The organism is Citrobacter sp. Cpo074 (assembly GCF_030332745.1).
Classification (GTDB): Bacteria; Pseudomonadota; Gammaproteobacteria; order Enterobacterales; family Enterobacteriaceae; genus Citrobacter; species Citrobacter portucalensis.
The window spans coordinates 556,045-572,641 of the sequence record NZ_JAOWHG010000033.1; the positions used below are offsets into that span (position 1 = coordinate 556,045).

The 16,597-nt window shown below is 50.2% G+C and carries 14 protein-coding genes and 1 pseudogene; 1 reads left to right on the plus strand and 14 read right to left on the minus strand.

Annotated elements, in window-relative coordinates; genetic code table 11:
* Positions 1 to 48: 48 nt before the first annotated feature.
* Positions 49 to 1,854: a phage tailspike protein gene (locus tag OGX83_RS16915; RefSeq protein WP_286588636.1), complete on the minus strand. Its 1,806-nt coding sequence runs from the start codon at positions 1,852 to 1,854 to the stop codon at positions 49 to 51.
* 148 nt (positions 1,855 to 2,002) lie between these two features.
* On the opposite strand from OGX83_RS16915, the gene OGX83_RS16920 reads away from it, so the two are divergent.
* A complete protein-coding gene (locus OGX83_RS16920; RefSeq protein WP_286588638.1) occupies positions 2,003 to 2,251 on the plus strand; it encodes an Arc family DNA-binding protein in 249 nt (82 codons plus the stop codon).
* A gap of 452 nt (positions 2,252 to 2,703) precedes the next feature.
* Here OGX83_RS16920 and OGX83_RS16925 read toward each other — a convergent pair whose 3' ends face one another.
* The 13 genes and pseudogenes from OGX83_RS16925 to OGX83_RS16985 form a co-directional block, all read right to left on the minus strand.
* Entirely contained in the window at positions 2,704 to 4,680 is a 1,977-nt protein-coding gene (locus tag OGX83_RS16925) for a P22-gp16 family phage DNA ejection protein (RefSeq protein WP_286588641.1), read from the minus strand.
* On the minus strand, positions 4,680 to 6,020 hold the full coding sequence (locus OGX83_RS16930; RefSeq protein WP_286588643.1) for a phage DNA ejection protein: 1,341 nt from the start codon (positions 6,018 to 6,020) through the stop codon (positions 4,680 to 4,682). Before OGX83_RS16930 ends, OGX83_RS16925 begins: the two co-directional genes overlap by 1 nt.
* Before the next feature lie 9 nt (positions 6,021 to 6,029).
* On the minus strand, positions 6,030 to 6,719 hold the full coding sequence (locus tag OGX83_RS16935) for a P22-gp17 family phage DNA ejection protein (protein WP_286588646.1): 690 nt from the start codon (positions 6,717 to 6,719) through the stop codon (positions 6,030 to 6,032).
* 2 nt (positions 6,720 to 6,721) lie between these two features.
* Positions 6,722 to 7,183, minus strand: coding sequence for a DUF2824 family protein (locus tag OGX83_RS16940; protein WP_286588810.1), 462 nt, complete (start codon positions 7,181 to 7,183; stop codon positions 6,722 to 6,724).
* Positions 7,183 to 8,049, minus strand: coding sequence for a tail needle knob protein (locus OGX83_RS16945; RefSeq protein ID WP_286588648.1), 867 nt, complete (start codon positions 8,047 to 8,049; stop codon positions 7,183 to 7,185). The genes OGX83_RS16940 and OGX83_RS16945 overlap by 1 nt, the downstream gene beginning before the upstream one ends.
* The gene (locus tag OGX83_RS16950; RefSeq protein WP_286588650.1) at positions 8,049 to 9,467 is read right to left on the minus strand and encodes a packaged DNA stabilization protein; all 1,419 of its coding nucleotides are present in this window, start codon (positions 9,465 to 9,467) and stop codon (positions 8,049 to 8,051) included. Before OGX83_RS16950 ends, OGX83_RS16945 begins: the two co-directional genes overlap by 1 nt.
* Complete coding sequence (locus OGX83_RS16955; protein WP_286588651.1) at positions 9,467 to 9,967, minus strand: packaged DNA stabilization gp4 family protein; 501 nt, start codon at positions 9,965 to 9,967, stop codon at positions 9,467 to 9,469. Before OGX83_RS16955 ends, OGX83_RS16950 begins: the two co-directional genes overlap by 1 nt.
* Positions 9,951 to 10,192 (minus strand): annotated as a pseudogene (locus OGX83_RS16960) (hypothetical protein). Before OGX83_RS16960 ends, OGX83_RS16955 begins: the two are co-directional and overlap by 17 nt.
* Positions 10,193 to 10,233: 41 nt before the next feature.
* Positions 10,234 to 11,532: a P22 phage major capsid protein family protein gene (locus tag OGX83_RS16965; RefSeq protein ID WP_286588655.1), complete on the minus strand. Its 1,299-nt coding sequence runs from the start codon at positions 11,530 to 11,532 to the stop codon at positions 10,234 to 10,236.
* Positions 11,529 to 12,443 (minus strand): scaffolding protein, encoded by a 915-nt coding sequence (locus OGX83_RS16970; protein WP_286588656.1) that lies wholly within the window; start codon positions 12,441 to 12,443, stop codon positions 11,529 to 11,531. The genes OGX83_RS16965 and OGX83_RS16970 overlap by 4 nt, the downstream gene beginning before the upstream one ends.
* 13 nt (positions 12,444 to 12,456) lie before the next feature.
* Positions 12,457 to 14,622 (minus strand): portal protein, encoded by a 2,166-nt coding sequence (locus OGX83_RS16975; RefSeq protein WP_286588658.1) that lies wholly within the window; start codon positions 14,620 to 14,622, stop codon positions 12,457 to 12,459.
* Positions 14,622 to 16,082, minus strand: coding sequence for a terminase (locus tag OGX83_RS16980; protein WP_502873521.1), 1,461 nt, complete (start codon positions 16,080 to 16,082; stop codon positions 14,622 to 14,624). The genes OGX83_RS16975 and OGX83_RS16980 overlap by 1 nt, the downstream gene beginning before the upstream one ends.
* Entirely contained in the window at positions 16,079 to 16,594 is a 516-nt protein-coding gene (locus OGX83_RS16985; protein WP_286588662.1) for a terminase small subunit, read from the minus strand. The genes OGX83_RS16980 and OGX83_RS16985 overlap by 4 nt, the downstream gene beginning before the upstream one ends.
* Positions 16,595 to 16,597: the final 3 nt, after the last annotated feature.

The window sequence follows — 16,597 nt, forward strand, 5'->3', positions numbered from 1 at the left end:
ACTTGCCGTTGTTTTCTTCGAAAAGTTGATAGTAGCAACGATGGATACCTAGAGAATCATCAGATCCTCAACCCATGTTCCTGGGCTACCTCCAATCTGACATACCCAACCCTTTAGCAGACAATCAGCCAGCTTTCCAAGCGCGGTGATATTTCTTGAAACTACGGATGGAGAAATATTTGCAACGTATGACCCAGTTGCCCACTCAATATTCCCATATGAAGCAGGACTAGTTTGTGGATTATCACTCCCTACGCCAACATCTCTCGCACTTGCTATGATTGTGCGTTGTATTTGTCCAGCAAGTCTGTTGTATCTGATGTATTTTGGATTATTTCCGGTGAATACAAAGTTTTTACCAATACCACATGTTCCGCTTAAATCCATCAATGACCCACCGCCTGGATGAACTAAATACAGGTTCCCATCAGTGAAGTTTGCAGACACATTGCAGGACCCATTTGAAGTAAGACCTGGAAGCGCTATTGCGTAGTATGTTGAAGATGTTCTCTGGTCAGGCGTCATGTATACTGTGTTCCCTGACACTGTAATAGACGATGACAAGTCACCTGATTCCCCTATATCAATATATCTGCCGGTCATCATCTCCATTGTATTGTCAGATATAACAAGACCAACCGCGCCACCAACGATGACAACGCCATCGTGAGACCCCTCAATACAGCATTCAGTAACAGATGAGTAAGTTACGCACTGACCAGTGCCGCTGGCGCGGGCGAAATCCCACCCGCGTTCAAAAATAACTTTTGATAATCTAACATCGAACCATTGAGTAGCATCAAGTGCAAATCCATTGGGGGACCTAATGATTTTTGTTCCAGTAAGATATACTGTTTGCAACCAGGTGTTAGATTTTGCAACCATCAATCCATTTACAGTTCCACCATTGAACAGCACGCGAATAAGCTTCTGTCCGTTAAAAATATATGTAGTTTTTGATGAGTCCTTTTGTGAAAAGTTAGTTCCGAAGAATTCAACATTCCCTGAAACATTATCGGCTTCAGTTGATGAGAATATATATTGCTGACCGTTTGCGACTATCTCGCCACCGATAAATGACACAAATCTTTCAGGGACAGTAGTATCAAGGTTGTTTACATTTACTGTTCCATCAATGCGGATAGGGCCATTGATGTAAACTGGTGGTCGTATTTTACCTGACACCAGCCCATCAACGCATCTTTGCATAGCTTCCGTGTTATCGAAGTCCCCGTATCTGCCACCTGACACATAAGCAAAATCGTTATGTGGATTTATCCTCTTCCACCTTTTTCCATCGGTGGTTACAACCACTAAAGCCCCATCATCTACAGATGTAGTATCGGTAGAGTCATAATAAAAATAACCAGCTCCAGATTTATCAGTATCGTTATCATTATAGCGATTAACCATTATCTGCTGATTTGGTGTTGATGGCTCAATTGACCTAAGCCCTTCTACGCTTGAGTATCCTATATACTTGAATCCATCCTCATCACCAAGCATCTGTGAAAACTGATCTGGGTCGTACTTCAGAATGTTTGGGAAGTAGAACTGCTGTGCACCATACGCGTCATAAACAGCCATTGAATGGCCCTGTACGGTAACGAACTTAGCGATCTGTCCGTTATATACAGGGTAGCCGCCAGCGTTAATGATAATCGGCTGTGATACCGGTACGTGGCTACCATCTTCATTCTCAAGATAAACCTGAATCTGGTTTGCAGGGTTAACCGGATCGGTATCAATCTGGCCGATGTAAATTTTACCGTTCGCCACGGCCTTGAATGATCGCGGCATCGTGAATAACTGTGAAGGCATGCTTACTACGACATTAGCAGTGATGTCTGACATTTAACTTTGCTCCAGGCGCAAGTAATCCCCACAGGCGAGCTGCGGTAAATTGTGATTAATCATTAACATAGGACCACGGTGGTCTTATTGTGGATACAACCAGTAGATCATATGATGCCGATCCACTTACAAAAGTGAGGCATCAAAAATGGGAAGAGATGACCCGCAATTTAACCTCAGGCTACCCTACGAGCTGAAAGAAAAGGTTAAGCAGAGGGCAAAGGCAAACGGAAGGTCACTAAATGCAGAGATAGTGCAGATAGTGGCTGATTCACTTGAAAAGCCTACGCCAGTAATCGGATATCGTGATGATGCAGAACGCGAGGCTGATTCAGTATCAAGAGAGATACAGAAATTGGTTTTCGAGCGACTTAGCGAACACTATCGAAAAAAATAGCCCGGCTAACCGGGCTTTGCTCATTTCTTGCAAGCAATATACATGCTTCTTGATATGGTGTTTGTTGCAAACGCGTTGCCAGTGCTTCCGTCAATGTTCGCAATAGCACCCTGATCACTACCTGTGCTAATCAGGTCATATCCTTTTGAACCACAAAGATCTCCGGCCTTGGCCTGGCACATAGCCCACGATCCACCAACTCCAGAGCACTCTATGGTATATGCCTCCCTTCCATCTGGAGCATACGTTTTTGTTGCTGTAGCGCACCCAGCGAGAAATACACAAAAACAGCCAACCATCACACCTTTTTTCATTATCATCACCCAATTAAGTAAGGGATTCAGATAATATATAGATCAAAGAATGATCTCTATTGGTTCCTGCGAGGATTTATGAACAGAGACTTATTGAACTTTGCATTCCTTATATTCGGCATCGTAGTTGGTAGACTGCTATTCGCTTAAGGCTTCAGACTTTGCCCCCTGAGCAACAGAGTTAACAGCCCGTTCAACTTCAGATAATGCTTTCTCGAATGCGGTAGAACCACGTGGCGTGTTAGCCAGGCGAAGCATTGCATTTCTCGCCGGCTCACTCTCATACATCCTTGCAAGAAGTCCATAACCACCGCCGACGCCAACAAGCGCCGGGTTGGTTGCAGATCCGATACCCAAGATGAATGGGATTGTCTGCTGACCGTTTGGAGCATTAACTCCAGCCTGACCTGCTCGTTTAGTTGACTCAAGGTAGTTCTTCAGTCCTTTAAGATACGCCGCATCCCGGCCTTTAAATGCGATCCCTGTCTGGTTAGACATCAGATTAACCTGGCGCAGGAATTGGTCAGGAGATCCGCCTGATTTTTCCATAGCCTTTCCGATAATGCCGTTACGCATTTGGGCGCGCCCCACCTGACCTACTGACCGGTACAGATTTTGAACCTCTGATTTGTTCTTACTGAAAAGCATGTTGTTGACCACTTCAGGAGTTAGGTCTCCTTTCTGAAGAACTGTCTTAAGCCTGGTGTTTTTAAGCTTGTCAGCTTCATTAGCCCAAATTGCGTCAGCTTGTTTTAGCTTGTTTACTGTCTCATTACCAAGTGACTGTCCTACAGCCTGATGCATATCCTGAGTTAGAGCATTGTAGACACGGTTAACTGCAGCCTCTGACTTGTTCATGAACTTAACACGCTCACCCTTAACATCCTGCCTGAACTGAGTTCTGAGGTCTCTAAGCAGCCTGAAATCAACATTTCCGCTATCGAGCTCATTGCGATACGCCTGCAATTTAGAAATAGTTTCAGCGTCGGATACGGTTCCAAGGCGCAGCATATTTGCTAACTCGTCATCAATCTGCTGAATTGCCCTGGATGGCTGCACATTAAGATTGCCTATTTGGCTTTCGACATTTTGAATGCGGCTACCTGCCGCCTGTCTGATTCCGGATGCTTTGGATTTCAGGCTGCCAACTACAATCGACGGGTCATATTCACCAAAGCGCGATGCAAACTCATCCACCAACTGACTGCGAGCTTCTTGCTGATTAGCTCGCATAGTGCTTGTTCCAGCAAATGGGATGTTTTCAGCCGTTGTTTGCGCCATGCGACCGACGCGGGAATTTGGTTGCAGAACGTCAGTGGTATGCAGAGGAACATCAGCGGCATTAGCGAACTGAATAGCCTGCTGAGCTTCTGGTGCGATCGTCCCGCGAATACCACGATAAGCAGCCCCGGCAGCACGACCTAACTGGTTAATCGCCCCTCCCAATACAACACTAGTTCCTAAGTCTGTTGCCAGAGCTTCTGGATTATCACGCTCACTATTTGCAGCCAGAGAACCAACAGCGTTTTCTGCCAGCAAGCGAGATGCACCCTGAGCAACACGTCCTGCAATAGATGGAGCTTGCGCTGCAATTCTCTCAGCTCCAACAGGAGTCAAATATGGCAGCGCTTCAGAGAAGATTTTACCTTCTGTCGTCTGAGGGGTAAGAGCACCTTGTTGCAATCCAAAATCCTGCTCAAGTCCTTGTGTCGTGATCCGGGGTGCTGGCTGATAAGTTCCGTCACCAATGCCAAGCTTCTGACCTGTCCATGCCCCGGCACTAGCGACCGCATCAGCCATTGATGCCGGGATGTTTGCCAGATTAACGCCAGCCTGAAACAATCCACGTCCAGTCTCTGCAGCAGCATTTCCAAGATCGGACATGAATCCACCTTGTTTCTGTGGTTGTGCGGATTCCTGTTGCTGTTGTGCTGGTTGTTGAGTTGTTGGAGGTGGATAAGCAGCATAGAAAGCCTGTTTAGCCTGTTCTGCGTCGCTTCCAGCTTGCGGAGCTACTACTTCATTGAAGTATTGCTCCTGCGCCTGCACTTTCTGCTCTGGTGCTAATGCCTGGTACTGTTGAGAGGCAATAACGTCTTTCCATGCCTTAGCCATTAATCACCCCATAGAGACTGGTAGCCAGATGTTTTCGGTTGTGTTGTTTGTTGCGCGGCTGGCTGCGCTGACTGCTGCCGACTTCCACCATTACCAACATCAACCTGATACTGCTGGTTGTAATTGTCGGTATATTGCTGGATGTCTCGCATTGATTGCTGCATTGCTTCAGGGCTCGAATAGTCAACCTGTGGCATGCCCTGAAAGTACATCTTTGCCTCTGCAACGGTGTTGATGCCAGATGCACCCATATCGCGAGCTGCTGCAATTCCTTGATTCTGCATCTTTCCTTGGACGCGTTGAGCGGCGTTATAGAGCTTTCTCTGGTCTCCACCAGATGCTCGGCTACGAATGTCAGCACCAAGCGCAGGTGATCCTGATGAACCTGTCACTCCAGTCATGAATCCAAGGTCGTCAGCGGATGCGCCAGAAATTGCATCCAGATCTTTCTTCATTGCGTAATTCTGTGCGCTGGCTGCCGATGTAGCCGGAGCGGCAATTGAGCCTGCAGGAACTCGAACGGTATTTCCTTCATTGTCTATGCCTTCATAAAATGCGTTTTGACCTGCTCCGTGAAGCTTGCCAACGATGCTAACCGTGCGCCCATCAGCCAGTTGCACTGTTCGTCCATCACCACCGGAATTTCCTGAGGCGTTAGCGCGTCGGTTTGCCATATCCTGACCACGTCTAGCTGTAGTGGCTGAAATATCTTGCCCTCTTTTTTGAATTGACTCTCCAGCCTTATTGCTTCTTATAGTTTCATCTAATCTTCCGCGATCAATCTCTCTGCCCGCTAATTTGTCTTGAATATCGAAATACTTATCAGGACCAACAGCATGCATTCCAAGTAAGTCAGTTAGTTGGCTAAATCCTTTTGGGTTTTGTTGATACATCTGCCATGCTCCGTCAGATGACACCCCTAATTGCTGCAACGTACTCTGGTGCGTGGAAAGCTCTCTCTTTACTGCATCAGCTCCTTGGGACGCAGCAATATTCAGTCTTGCAGACATATCTCCCATTGCCTGATTCCGATCAGCATCAACAAACCCCATTCCCTGACGGATTGTTTCAATCTGGTCTGGATTCGTGGCCGCGAGTTGTCGCAAGGCATCACGATCACCTGCGGCATAAGCCTGACCGAACGCCTGCTGAAACTCAGATAAGCGCTTAGCCGCCTCACCCTGACCGATGGCCTGACCTACCGCACCAATCCCCTGAGCGAGTTGAACGCCTACATTTGGACGCTGGCTGAAGTCGTAGCTTGATAGTGATGGCTGCCCGGGTGCGTTTTGGTTTGCCACCTGCATTGATGGCAGTCCGGCGAGTTGAAATGTAGCCACGATAACTCCTTAGAAGAGTGAGCCAAGCAATCCGATACCAGCACCGATACCAGCGCCCCATGGCGTTGAAGTACCTAACAGGCTTGCAATACCAGCACCGGCAAGAGCACCACTCGTACCGCCGCTAATGGCGCTTCCCAGTGTGGATTGTCCAGAACCCTGAGAGCGGATAGCAGCCATCTGCTGAGCAAGGTTTCCGGCGTTGTTGGCATAGTTCTGACCGGCTGATGCCTGACCCGCTGCCGCAGACTGACCAACGTTTAACAGGTTGCCGTAATTCTGCATCTGCCCGGAAAGCCAGTTCTGCCCAAGCGTGGGAGCGATGGCTGCCAGTTGGTTTGACGTTGCGGTAGAGCCAAGGCCGCCGGTTGCTTCCGCTGCATTCAGTGACTGATAGCGAGCCTGATTAGCTAACTGGTTATATTGGTCTGAGTTGTAATACTGGTTTAGCGCATTACCCTGACCTTCCAGTGTGGATAATTGCTGGATTTGTTGTAGGGCTGGCAAACCGGCAGCAGCATATGGTGCGAGTTGCTCCATTACACGGTTGAATTGATCATTCTGAAGGTCAGCTGCGTATCTTGTTGCATCTGCCGCCGCCTTCTGTCCGCTACTGGATGAACCACCCTTACCACCTTTTTCAGGCCAAAGAGGTTCCTCACCGCGCAGTTTCCTGCCCAGTGCAAAAATATTGCTCATGGTTAGCTCCTGGAGTGTTTCTGGAGGAAGTCGATTAGTTCTTCGCGTGTGGCGCTGTAAAAGGTCACGTCATCCACGCCTTTGAAATACTTCTTGATGGTTCCCACGCGAGTCATGCCGATCATCGCGCAGTAAATCTGTCCATGACGGAACTTACGCGCCGCATAGGAGATGACGCAGGCGAAATTTGTCGTGGCAATGATGTGTCGCCAGAATGCCAGGCCAATGTCTTTGCTGAATCCTCTGGCGCATGGGAGATACATCGCGTGGCAGTCGAATGTTAGCGGCTGCGTTTCGTGGTAATAGACTATTCCGCCGAACTCACCATGCACGTGGACTTCGAAGTATTTCGTGTCAGGCTTATAGTCGTAACCGTCACCGTTATTGCTACCGGCGATGATGTCTGGATGATTACCGACAGCCTCAACCAAATCGGCATCTCGCGTTGGTTTGAATTTAATCATCATTGCTCCGCGATAATTTTGATGGTTGTGGCAGTGAATGCCGCACCGTTTGCCTGAATGGTTATGGTGCTGCCATTTGTGGCAAGGAAACCGCCATGATCGACGCTGAAGAACGTTGCAAGGAGAATGTTGTCCGTAGCTGTGGCAGCGTTACGGCTGGCTACCAGCGTGTCTGGAACTGCTCCGGAGAAAGTTAGCTGCATTGACCGGTTTGTCGTGCCGCCCGGGTAACTGCCGATCATCGACAACTTGAAATTCAGCGTCTTGTTCTCGTTGAAAACAGTTAGCTTATCCGTTGTTGTGTTGAAGAACGGGAGTAATGTTCCTGATGATGGAGTTAAAGCTTTGAGCATCGTTATCAGGTTTGTTGCCGTTGTCGGGATGACCTGGGATATCCCTGTGTAGAGAACCTCTGATTTCTTCCGTGTGGTGGCATATTCCAGAGCATCAATGCGCGTTTCGTGGTCTGCTAACTCTGCCTCGTTAGCAGTGATTCGAGTCTCATGGTTAGCAAGAGTAGTCTCAATGTCTGCCACTTCATCAATCAGGAAGTCTACATCGTTGCGCAGTACATCAATCTTACCTTCAGCCGTCGTCAGTCGTACATCGAGTAACTGAATAGCCAGGGTGTTGGCGGTAATTCTTCCCTCGTGATCGGCAAGAGTTACATCCTGTTCATCGTTCTTAACCTGCGCGTCGTAGGCACCTTTCCCTGCTTCGTTAGCTTTCCCTGCTATGTTGGTGAAGTCTATTGCCTGAGACAAGATGTATTGCGTGTATGCTGGACTCCATCCGACTGGAATTGATGAAGCATTCAGGCTAACTGCGCGGACGATGACTGGTTGGTTTAAAGACGGATCAGCCATCACTCAATCCTTATCTGTGCGCCTGATAGTGTGACAGGTGACTTGGTGATAACCCTGATTTTGAAACCAACGTTTTTACGAATGCGCCCTACACGCTTCCAGATGACTCGTTTGTCGTAAACGAATGGCGCGTTCTGCTCAATCATCTGCTCGCGGCCATAGTTGATGCCGTCAGTGGTGGCTGAAAGGAATAACCGGTCAGCGTATTGGGCAACGCCGGTGGATGATTCAACCTCAAAGTCGAATACACGGGCGTTATCGGCTTTGAAAAGCGGCGTGAATAACAGGTGCTCCTGCTGCTTTTCGTACTGTGAAGATATGTCGAACTGAAGAGCGCCTTTCACCGCTTCCAGTTTGTCTCCGCAGGTGATCGCGTTACCTTCATACATGAAGTCGATAGCGCGATACACGTCGTCATACAAACCGGTTTTCAAAATGCACCACTGTGGCCCGTTCTGTGACGCCGTTCCGTCATATACCAGCACATGGCGCGGTAAGTGAATCATCAGCAACTCGTGAGAATCGAAGCGCAGAGATTCCATTACGGCCGTCGAAAGCTCGTCAGCAGTGTACTCGCGAATAATCTTCTCGATGCTTGCTGTGGCGATCGGGGTTGCGCGGCCAGAGTCGATGATATATACCGAAGGCGCACCGGTTGCCGGGTTGCTGACGATGGCGTAAGCGTCCATGAATACGCATTTGCAGAACGTACCGGCGATACCTTTTGGCACCATGTAAGCCGGGTTAGCAACGTACAGCGCCGCGCCGACTGTCGATGTTCCTGTCAGCGTGAAATACTCAATGGTTGATGACCCAAAGCAGACGATAAAGTCTCGCCATGTGCCGATGCCGATGATGCCATCAGGCTGTGATTCAGCGCGATACTCAGCACTGTACCTGTCAGGATGTGATTCATCTTCAAGGTCAGTAATAAACCATGAATCTGAGTTATCCTTCGCCCATGCATAGCGACCACGCAGCCTGGTAACATCACGCGCAGAACCGAGTTCATATTGCGTATAGCCACTACTTACAGGCCAGTTGGCAATCGTCTTGGTTGTTCCATCGTACCGGTACTCGACAACATTGCCATTAACACAAACAGCCTGAGACGTGCGTCCGTGAGCCAGTGATACGCGAGACGAACCTGCAACATCACCCACCGCCGAATCAGAACGATACAGCTTGCCGCCCATAACGCGATATACGGCATTCTGAGAGGTGTTGTACTCAGACCCCCGAGATGTGCCAGCAACGTCTGATAGCTTCGTTACGCCGGGGAAGGATCGCAAATAACCCGATGAGTTGAGCACCTCTTTAGGAGTCGCCAGCATGTTGACCGGGAGATAGTCGATGTAGTCGGCGTTGCGGAAGTTTTTGCCAACGCCTTTTATCAATGGAAGCTGCTGAATCGGCATTAGTCGCTCCCGTTATCACATGGGCCTTTGCGGTGGAAATAGTTCCATCCATTGTATGTAGCCAGTCGATTTCCGCTGCCAATCGGCGTGCGGTTTGGATACCCGGCCTTACATTTAGCGTCACGAGCGCGAGACATGGCAGAGAGCTTGACGAGTTGCTCTTTACCGTAACGCGCGGTCGTAATGAGTTTGCCGGGTGCTTCCATCCCGTAATCTGGCGCAATTCTGCATGCTAGATTGGTGATCACGGCATTGAGCGCGTTGTTTGCCAGCCCGTGGTCATCGTCAGTTACGGGAGGTGTATCAGGATCAGAAAAGACATACCCAACGCTGATACCTGGTGAATCATCACCGCCAAGCCACTCAGACATCATCATCTCGAGGTCGTTAACACCATCCTCCATCGACTGAGGTTCGACATCGGTTAACGTGGCGTTAGATGCGACACCGAGTTTGCGCAGCGCGGCGAGAACGAGATCACCTTTAGTTGTGAGGTTCATCTGCTACCCCTTTGGTTTTGGCCCCGGCTTCTTGCGTTCTTTTACTTCTGGCTCTGGCTCTGGCTCTGGCTCTGGCTCTGCAACATCTTTCAGCAGGTCATCAGGATGCGCAAACCATCCAGCATCGATATATTCCTGCAGGTCATCTTCGCTGATGATTTCGAAGTCATAGCCGACGCCTTTCCATTTCTTCGCGCTGCCGTGACGAAATACCATCTGTGACATAACTATCTCCAAATGAAGGCGGGGCCGAAGCCCCACCATATTTACGGTGCGGTCTGGTTTGGCAGACCCACAACGATTGCCTCTGGGCGAACCGCACAAGCCGAATACCAAACGGCGATACGGCACAGACCGGTCAGAGTGTTGATGTCACCCTGGGTTGCGAAGATACCGTTAATGCCAACGCCTGGAATGCTGAACGTCTGGGTTTTCATGCCGGCAAACAGTTCATGCGTGGCCGGAATCGGTTGGGATAGCAGGCGAATGGAGTCGTCAGCCCAGCCGATGTTGGCGGTGGTAGAAGCGATGTTCAGCAGGGTTACCGGTGCAGATGCGGCCAGTGACGTATTAACGTTCGCATACGCTTTCTCTTCTGCAGTCAGCGTGGTGTCATCTAGCGCAACCGGCTTCGGAGTGATTTCGATGTGAGTACCGTCGATAACGCGAGTGATGGAGAATGTCGCGTCATCAGTCAGTACGTTCTTCGCCATCTGAGACAGATACTTCACGCCGGCAAAGCTGATTTTGTCACCACGCTTGAGCCCAGCGGTAGCAGAAACAACAACTGTGGCCACTCGGTTATCAACGTTCTCGTTGTTGCCATCGGTATCAGTGGTGAAAGCCTGAGGCTTAAACTTCTGAGCGCCGGTAACGGTAACACCGGTAACGGTAGAGCCAACAACGGTAGGCAGTTTCGGTGAGCGCAGGACGTCATCAAAGCCAGCAACCTGACGCTGAATGGTACCGTTGTGGTATGCATCTTCAGGAACGCGACCGAAAATGTCGCCAGCAGTCAGATCACGACCTGCCTTACGGTAGTCTGATGGGTTCAGAAAGTAGCTGATACCCATGTCGCGGTTGAGTTCGCGAGCAAACATCAGTTCTTCAGCTGACGCCAGGAAGTCCCATCCAGTCAGGCCAGTAGCGGGGCCAATTGAACGAGCATCGTGAACAACCAGCGAGCCCATTTCAGTTGCCTGTTTGGCGATGGCTGTCTCAATGTTGTTTGCCAGCTTCTTGGCAGACGCCTGGATGCGACGACGGTATGAACGCTCATCACGCAGGTCATCGGCACGCAACTGGAAGAAATCGTTATCCGGATCGCCCATGTTGCACTTAACGGACAATTCCAGAACGTTCGTCTGCTTGTTAGTCAGGTCCCAGCCGGTCTGGGTTGGTGCTTCCTGCTCAACTGGCATCCAGACAGTGTTGCTTGAACGCTGCATTGATGCGGCTGGCGGAGTGTACTTTGAGGTTTTAGACGCCATTGGCGTCAGGTTTTGCACAGTCTCGATGATTTCATCGATAGCGTAGGTGACCAGTTGGCCTTCTTTTAAGCTCATTTACGAGATCCTTTATTCAATTGCGCCTTGAGCTTGCGATATGTCTCTGTATCACCTCTTTCAGCTGCGGCATTCATCTGCTTTTCAAGTGCAGAAATGTTGGCTGCAACAGCTTGCCCCTGAATTGGTTCGTCAGGGTTAGGTGCTTCAGAAACTGGCTTGCTACGAGGCTTGAGAGTTAAACGTTCTGATAGTCGAGTGAGTTCAATCAGCGCTTGCTGGCCGTCCATCGCCAATAACTGGCGAGCTTTCTCTGGGTTTGCCCCAAGGTGATACATGAGCGCGGCGGATTTCTCTGGGAAAAGGCGCATGATGTCTGTTGCTACCGGTGCTGGAACAACTTGCATGAATGCGTCTTCTTTCTCCTGGTAATCAGGGATGTTGAGCTTTTCCGCAGCGTCATAGTGCTTACGTGCAGCATCGACGTATTGCGCTGATTGCTGGGTGTACTCCTGAACCTTGCGCCCCTGTTCTGCTACTGCGTTGCTACGCACATCCTGAGCCTTTAACAGCCAGTCGTTTGTAGCTTGCTGGAAAGCAGCCTGTGCACGAGCGTTATCCCATCCGTACTTTTCCAACGCTTCATCAGTGAAGAAGTCGTTGTAATTAGGTTGCGGTGGCAGATCAGGAGTAACCCGAATGCTCTCCGGCAACTCTCCACGCTTAACTGCCTCAGCCTGCTGCTCGAGTTCACGCTGGCGCTTGCGCTCAATGCGACGCTGTGCAAATTTCGCGTTAGTTTCCGGGTCTTGCTTTGGTTTGTTCTCATCGTCTTTCAGGACAATCTCGAAGCCTTCTTCCTGTCCAGTTTCGCCATTGGCATTTAGCGAAGGATCGACTGCGGATGCCGCCGCGTTATCGACGGGCAGGCGTTGTTCTTCAGTTGCCTGAATTTCGGTGGTTTGGTCCATGATTAACTCTCTCTTATTGAGGATTCTCGGCTACGCCGCCGGAGGGTGTTTGAACTTGTCGCAATAGATTCGCGAAATCCATGCGTTGGGAATGTGTTTGGTCTGCGTCTTTTAGCAGCAGGTCAGCGTTAGCGCGAGCATCATCACTACGCTGTTGTTGGAATTGACCCATAAGCTTGAGGAATTCTCTGAACTCAGCTTGCTTATCGATATCCATGTTGTTGAATATTTCTGCAACCTTGGCTGCGTTAAGCTGGTTCTGGCCTTCAGCCTTGGCTGCATCGACCTGAATCTGAGCCTGTTGGTTCTGCGCCTTAATCAACTCAGCCTGACCCATTAGCATCTGGCCTTGTGCAGCGATCTGCTCAGGTGATGGTTCTTTAGGCTGCTGTTGAGCCGCCTGTACCATCTGCATTTCTTCAGGTGTTTCAGGTTTCTTCAGGCCCATCATGACGAGCTGCTTATTGGCGTACTCGCGCATCATCTCGACTCCTTTACCGTCAAGCAGCGTGAAGTACTGCAACAGCAACATCTGCCACTCTGGAGTGCCCTGAGGAACCTTGGTGAGCAACTCCTGAATCTCTGCGCGGTTCTGCTCCTTCATACTCTGGAATGATGGGCCGGTGTCGGTGTAGCACTCGTAACGACCACGAATGTCGTTGAGCGTTACGACGTCACCAGATTGCAGATCAACCATCTGAGTCATCACCTGCACATCTTTCTCAGTACCGTCTTCAAGAGTCACGGTGACATTGCGCGGCACGTCGTAGATGTCGTTGACCATCGACTGGTAAATCTCACCATCGCGGCGAAACGCAGTGGCGAGGTTGTCCTGAAACACGTATGTCTCGAGGTCGGCCCGCATGTTTAGTTGGTTGACGGTATCGAAAGCCACCTGCCCATTCGCCGCCTCAGCATCAACTCCAAGACTTGCCACCTCTTTCACCGCTGCCGTGGCTGCCTCGAGCATGTAAGCGTTAGCCTGAGGAACTTCCGGATTTTCCATGTATGCCATGGGTCCCATCGGCAGATCGTTCCCGTTTTCATCGGTTCGGTTCTGCAGATAGTAAGGATAGTCATCATCCCCACCATACATGTGCTCGTATCCTGAGATCTGCTCAGGGGTAAAGAATGGTTTCTTGCGTGGGTTGCGAGCAACGATGTCGGCGTTGAATGACATAATCATGTTGCGCAGGCGCTGCCCGTCTTTAGTTAGGCGCACGACGCCTTCGTACACTTCCTTATCTCCAGCGAACCCCCACTCGCCATACGCTGGCACGATGGGGATATGCTCACCGGCGATCAGCTCACGGTCTTTAAGAATCTCGGTGCAGGTGATGAGAGACTTGTATACCCGGCGGCGCTTGACCTTCTTCTCTGCGACCTTAACAAAGCCTTTGTCAGCAAGTTCATCGATAACATCTTTGATGTCACGCTGGTAGTAGCTCACCGGCTCTTGAGTCAGCGGGTCGAGATAGATGAATACCTTCTCGTTCTTCTCCTCGACCTCGTAGTATTCGCCAATATAGACGACGTCCTTCGAAATCCACGGGAACAGCCACTCCATGTACGGGCTCTGGAATGATGGGATGATATCGGGGTCAATATCGTTCTCTTCCGCAAAGACTTTCCATCCTTCCGTGCTGAACGGCTGAATGACAGTGCAGTGCTTGGCGTCGCTCTTGTCCTGCTCCTTGCTGTTGCAATCCCAGACCACATGGTTGCATGACTCGTGAAGTGGGCGGCGGCGGATTACCTGGTTGCGGCTGGTTAGGTTGTTGTCCTCATACTCGGTAACGAGTCGCCAGTGGCCGACACCGCATTCAATCTGCTCACGCACCGCGACGTTTACAGCTGAGCGTGCAGCGTTGTGTCGCATGTCGGTGCGGTACATGCCCATCAGCGTATCGGCTGAGTCTGGTTTAGCACCATCTTTAGGCCGGTACAGAACATCAATCGGGTTGCGGCGCATCTCTGCAACGAGCTTGCGCACCACCGGGCGAACCACATCGAATTGCCCACGGTACTGAAGCGTTGTGTATTCACATAGCCAGTCATCCCATTGGCTAACCCGACTAAAGTAAAGGTCGTTTGTCGCCTCGGTTCTGGCTTCATCTCCCGACGACCAGTCTATGTCGAACTGGCACAGAATGGAGTTGAGACGTTCGTTGTCTGCCATCATCTTCTCCGTGCGACAGGTTTAATAGGTGCAGGCATTGTTGGTTTTGGTTTGTTCTTCACGACAGGAAATGCAAATGTCAGTGCCAGCGCATCGGCTCTGTTCGGAGATGGAATCCCGCGGCGTTTCATCTCGTCTTTGGACTCAAGGACGATCTTGCCGTCGAGCTTCACTTTGTATTCAGGGGCTACAATCTCATCTGAGGTTTGCTGGTCATCGATGCTTCCGCCCTCATTCAGCCAACTTTTCAGCGCGTTCCACATCTCGCCACGCTTGTTAAGCATTTGAGGGTCTTTGGACTCGCCAGCAAAGTTAACCAGACGCCATCCCCTGCCCCATGATTTGCCGATGGAGTGAATGCCAGTGCCGTAACCGAAGTCGATGAACACAGCATCTGCTTTATGCTCATCCTCAAAGCCTGCGACAATCTGCGCAAACTTCACGTCGTCATCAGTTTTTGGATAGGTGCCAAGAAGCCTGGAGTGAAGTCCTTGCCTCATGTAAATCGAAGCCTCATCACTGCCGGTATAGGCAGGGTCAACACCGATAATCTTCGGCGCAAAGCCATACTGACTATGCTCGAGCTGCCTGTTCATTGCCGCATCGGCGTAGTTTTGAGGGATAAACTGGATTTCAGATGAAGACGGAAACAGGCCGCGAACACGCACTTTGAAGAAGTCGCTATCTTCGCCGTAGTCGCTGGCCCACTCGGCGATCAGCGCCTTGTTGGTCATCTTGGCAAGTCGGCTATCAATCTGACGACGACGCCAGCGATGCTTGAACTTGCGGAAACATTCACGGAAGCGCCCGGTATTACGTGTCGGGTTGCCAAACGCAAACCAGAACGGCTCTCCGTCAGTCAGTCCACCTTCAGCAACTTCCCATATCCTATCCGGTACCGCAGACGCTTCATCGAAGATATAGAACGGGCTGGAAGTGGCCGCGTGGAGACCAGCAAAGGACTCGCTGTTTTCCTCTCGACATGTCTGACCGTCACAGCGCCATGACTCCATGTGATCCACATGGTAGATGTTCATGTTGCCTTTGCCGTTGTTGTACTCGAACCAGTGTCCGGTAATACAGCGTTTCTTCCACTTGCCAAGCTCGCCCCACGTTTTAGTGCGAAGCTGCTCTGAGGTGTTTGCTGTGACCACTCCCTTACATTGTGGTCTGGTACTCATGATGTAGAGGATGATCCAGGCTGTTAATGCCGACTTACCGATGCCGTGACCTGAACTGGTAGCGCATCGATATGCTTCCACAGGCATCACACCGTCAAAATCATTCTCACTGATAGCTTTCGCCCAATCAGAAAGAAACTCTCGCTGCCATTCATCAGGCCCGTCATAGCCGGTCAACTCTCCCTTTCCCCAATCGAACGCATACATCACCCATCCGAGCGGATCATAGAAGAACTCCCCCATGTCCTCGGCAAGCATTGCCTCAAAGTCTGACATCACTTACCTCTTGCTCGTTTGCGGGCCTCCTGAATGCGGTCAATAAGACTGATTTCACCGGAGTGCTCTACTTTTTCTTTGAATGCCTGGACATCGATATGCTTACCAAGCAGTTCGAGGTTCTTTACCTTGTCAGGCCATTTGATTTTCTTCAGGAGGCCAGCGGAATCGCCAGCCATTTCGGTTACATCCATGCCGGATAAGGTTGTTCGCCACACCTTCGGCCAGTCTTTAATGGCTTTCAGTTCACCATTAGCAAGCACGATATCAAGAACATCCATTCCATCAATTTCAACAAGGCGACGAAGCACATATTCAGCATCAACTTTAACCGCTTCGTTTCGCTCTGCTTTCAATTCGGAGATGCGTTGGGCAATGCTAAGTTTTGCTAAGTTCTGAGCGCCTTGCTCATTAGCGGTTTTCTCGCTGTACCCCGCACGAATAGCCGCTTGAGTGGCGTTCAAATCAACGAGGTACTCATGACAGAACATTTCCTGCTTGTCCGTGAGTGCCATATT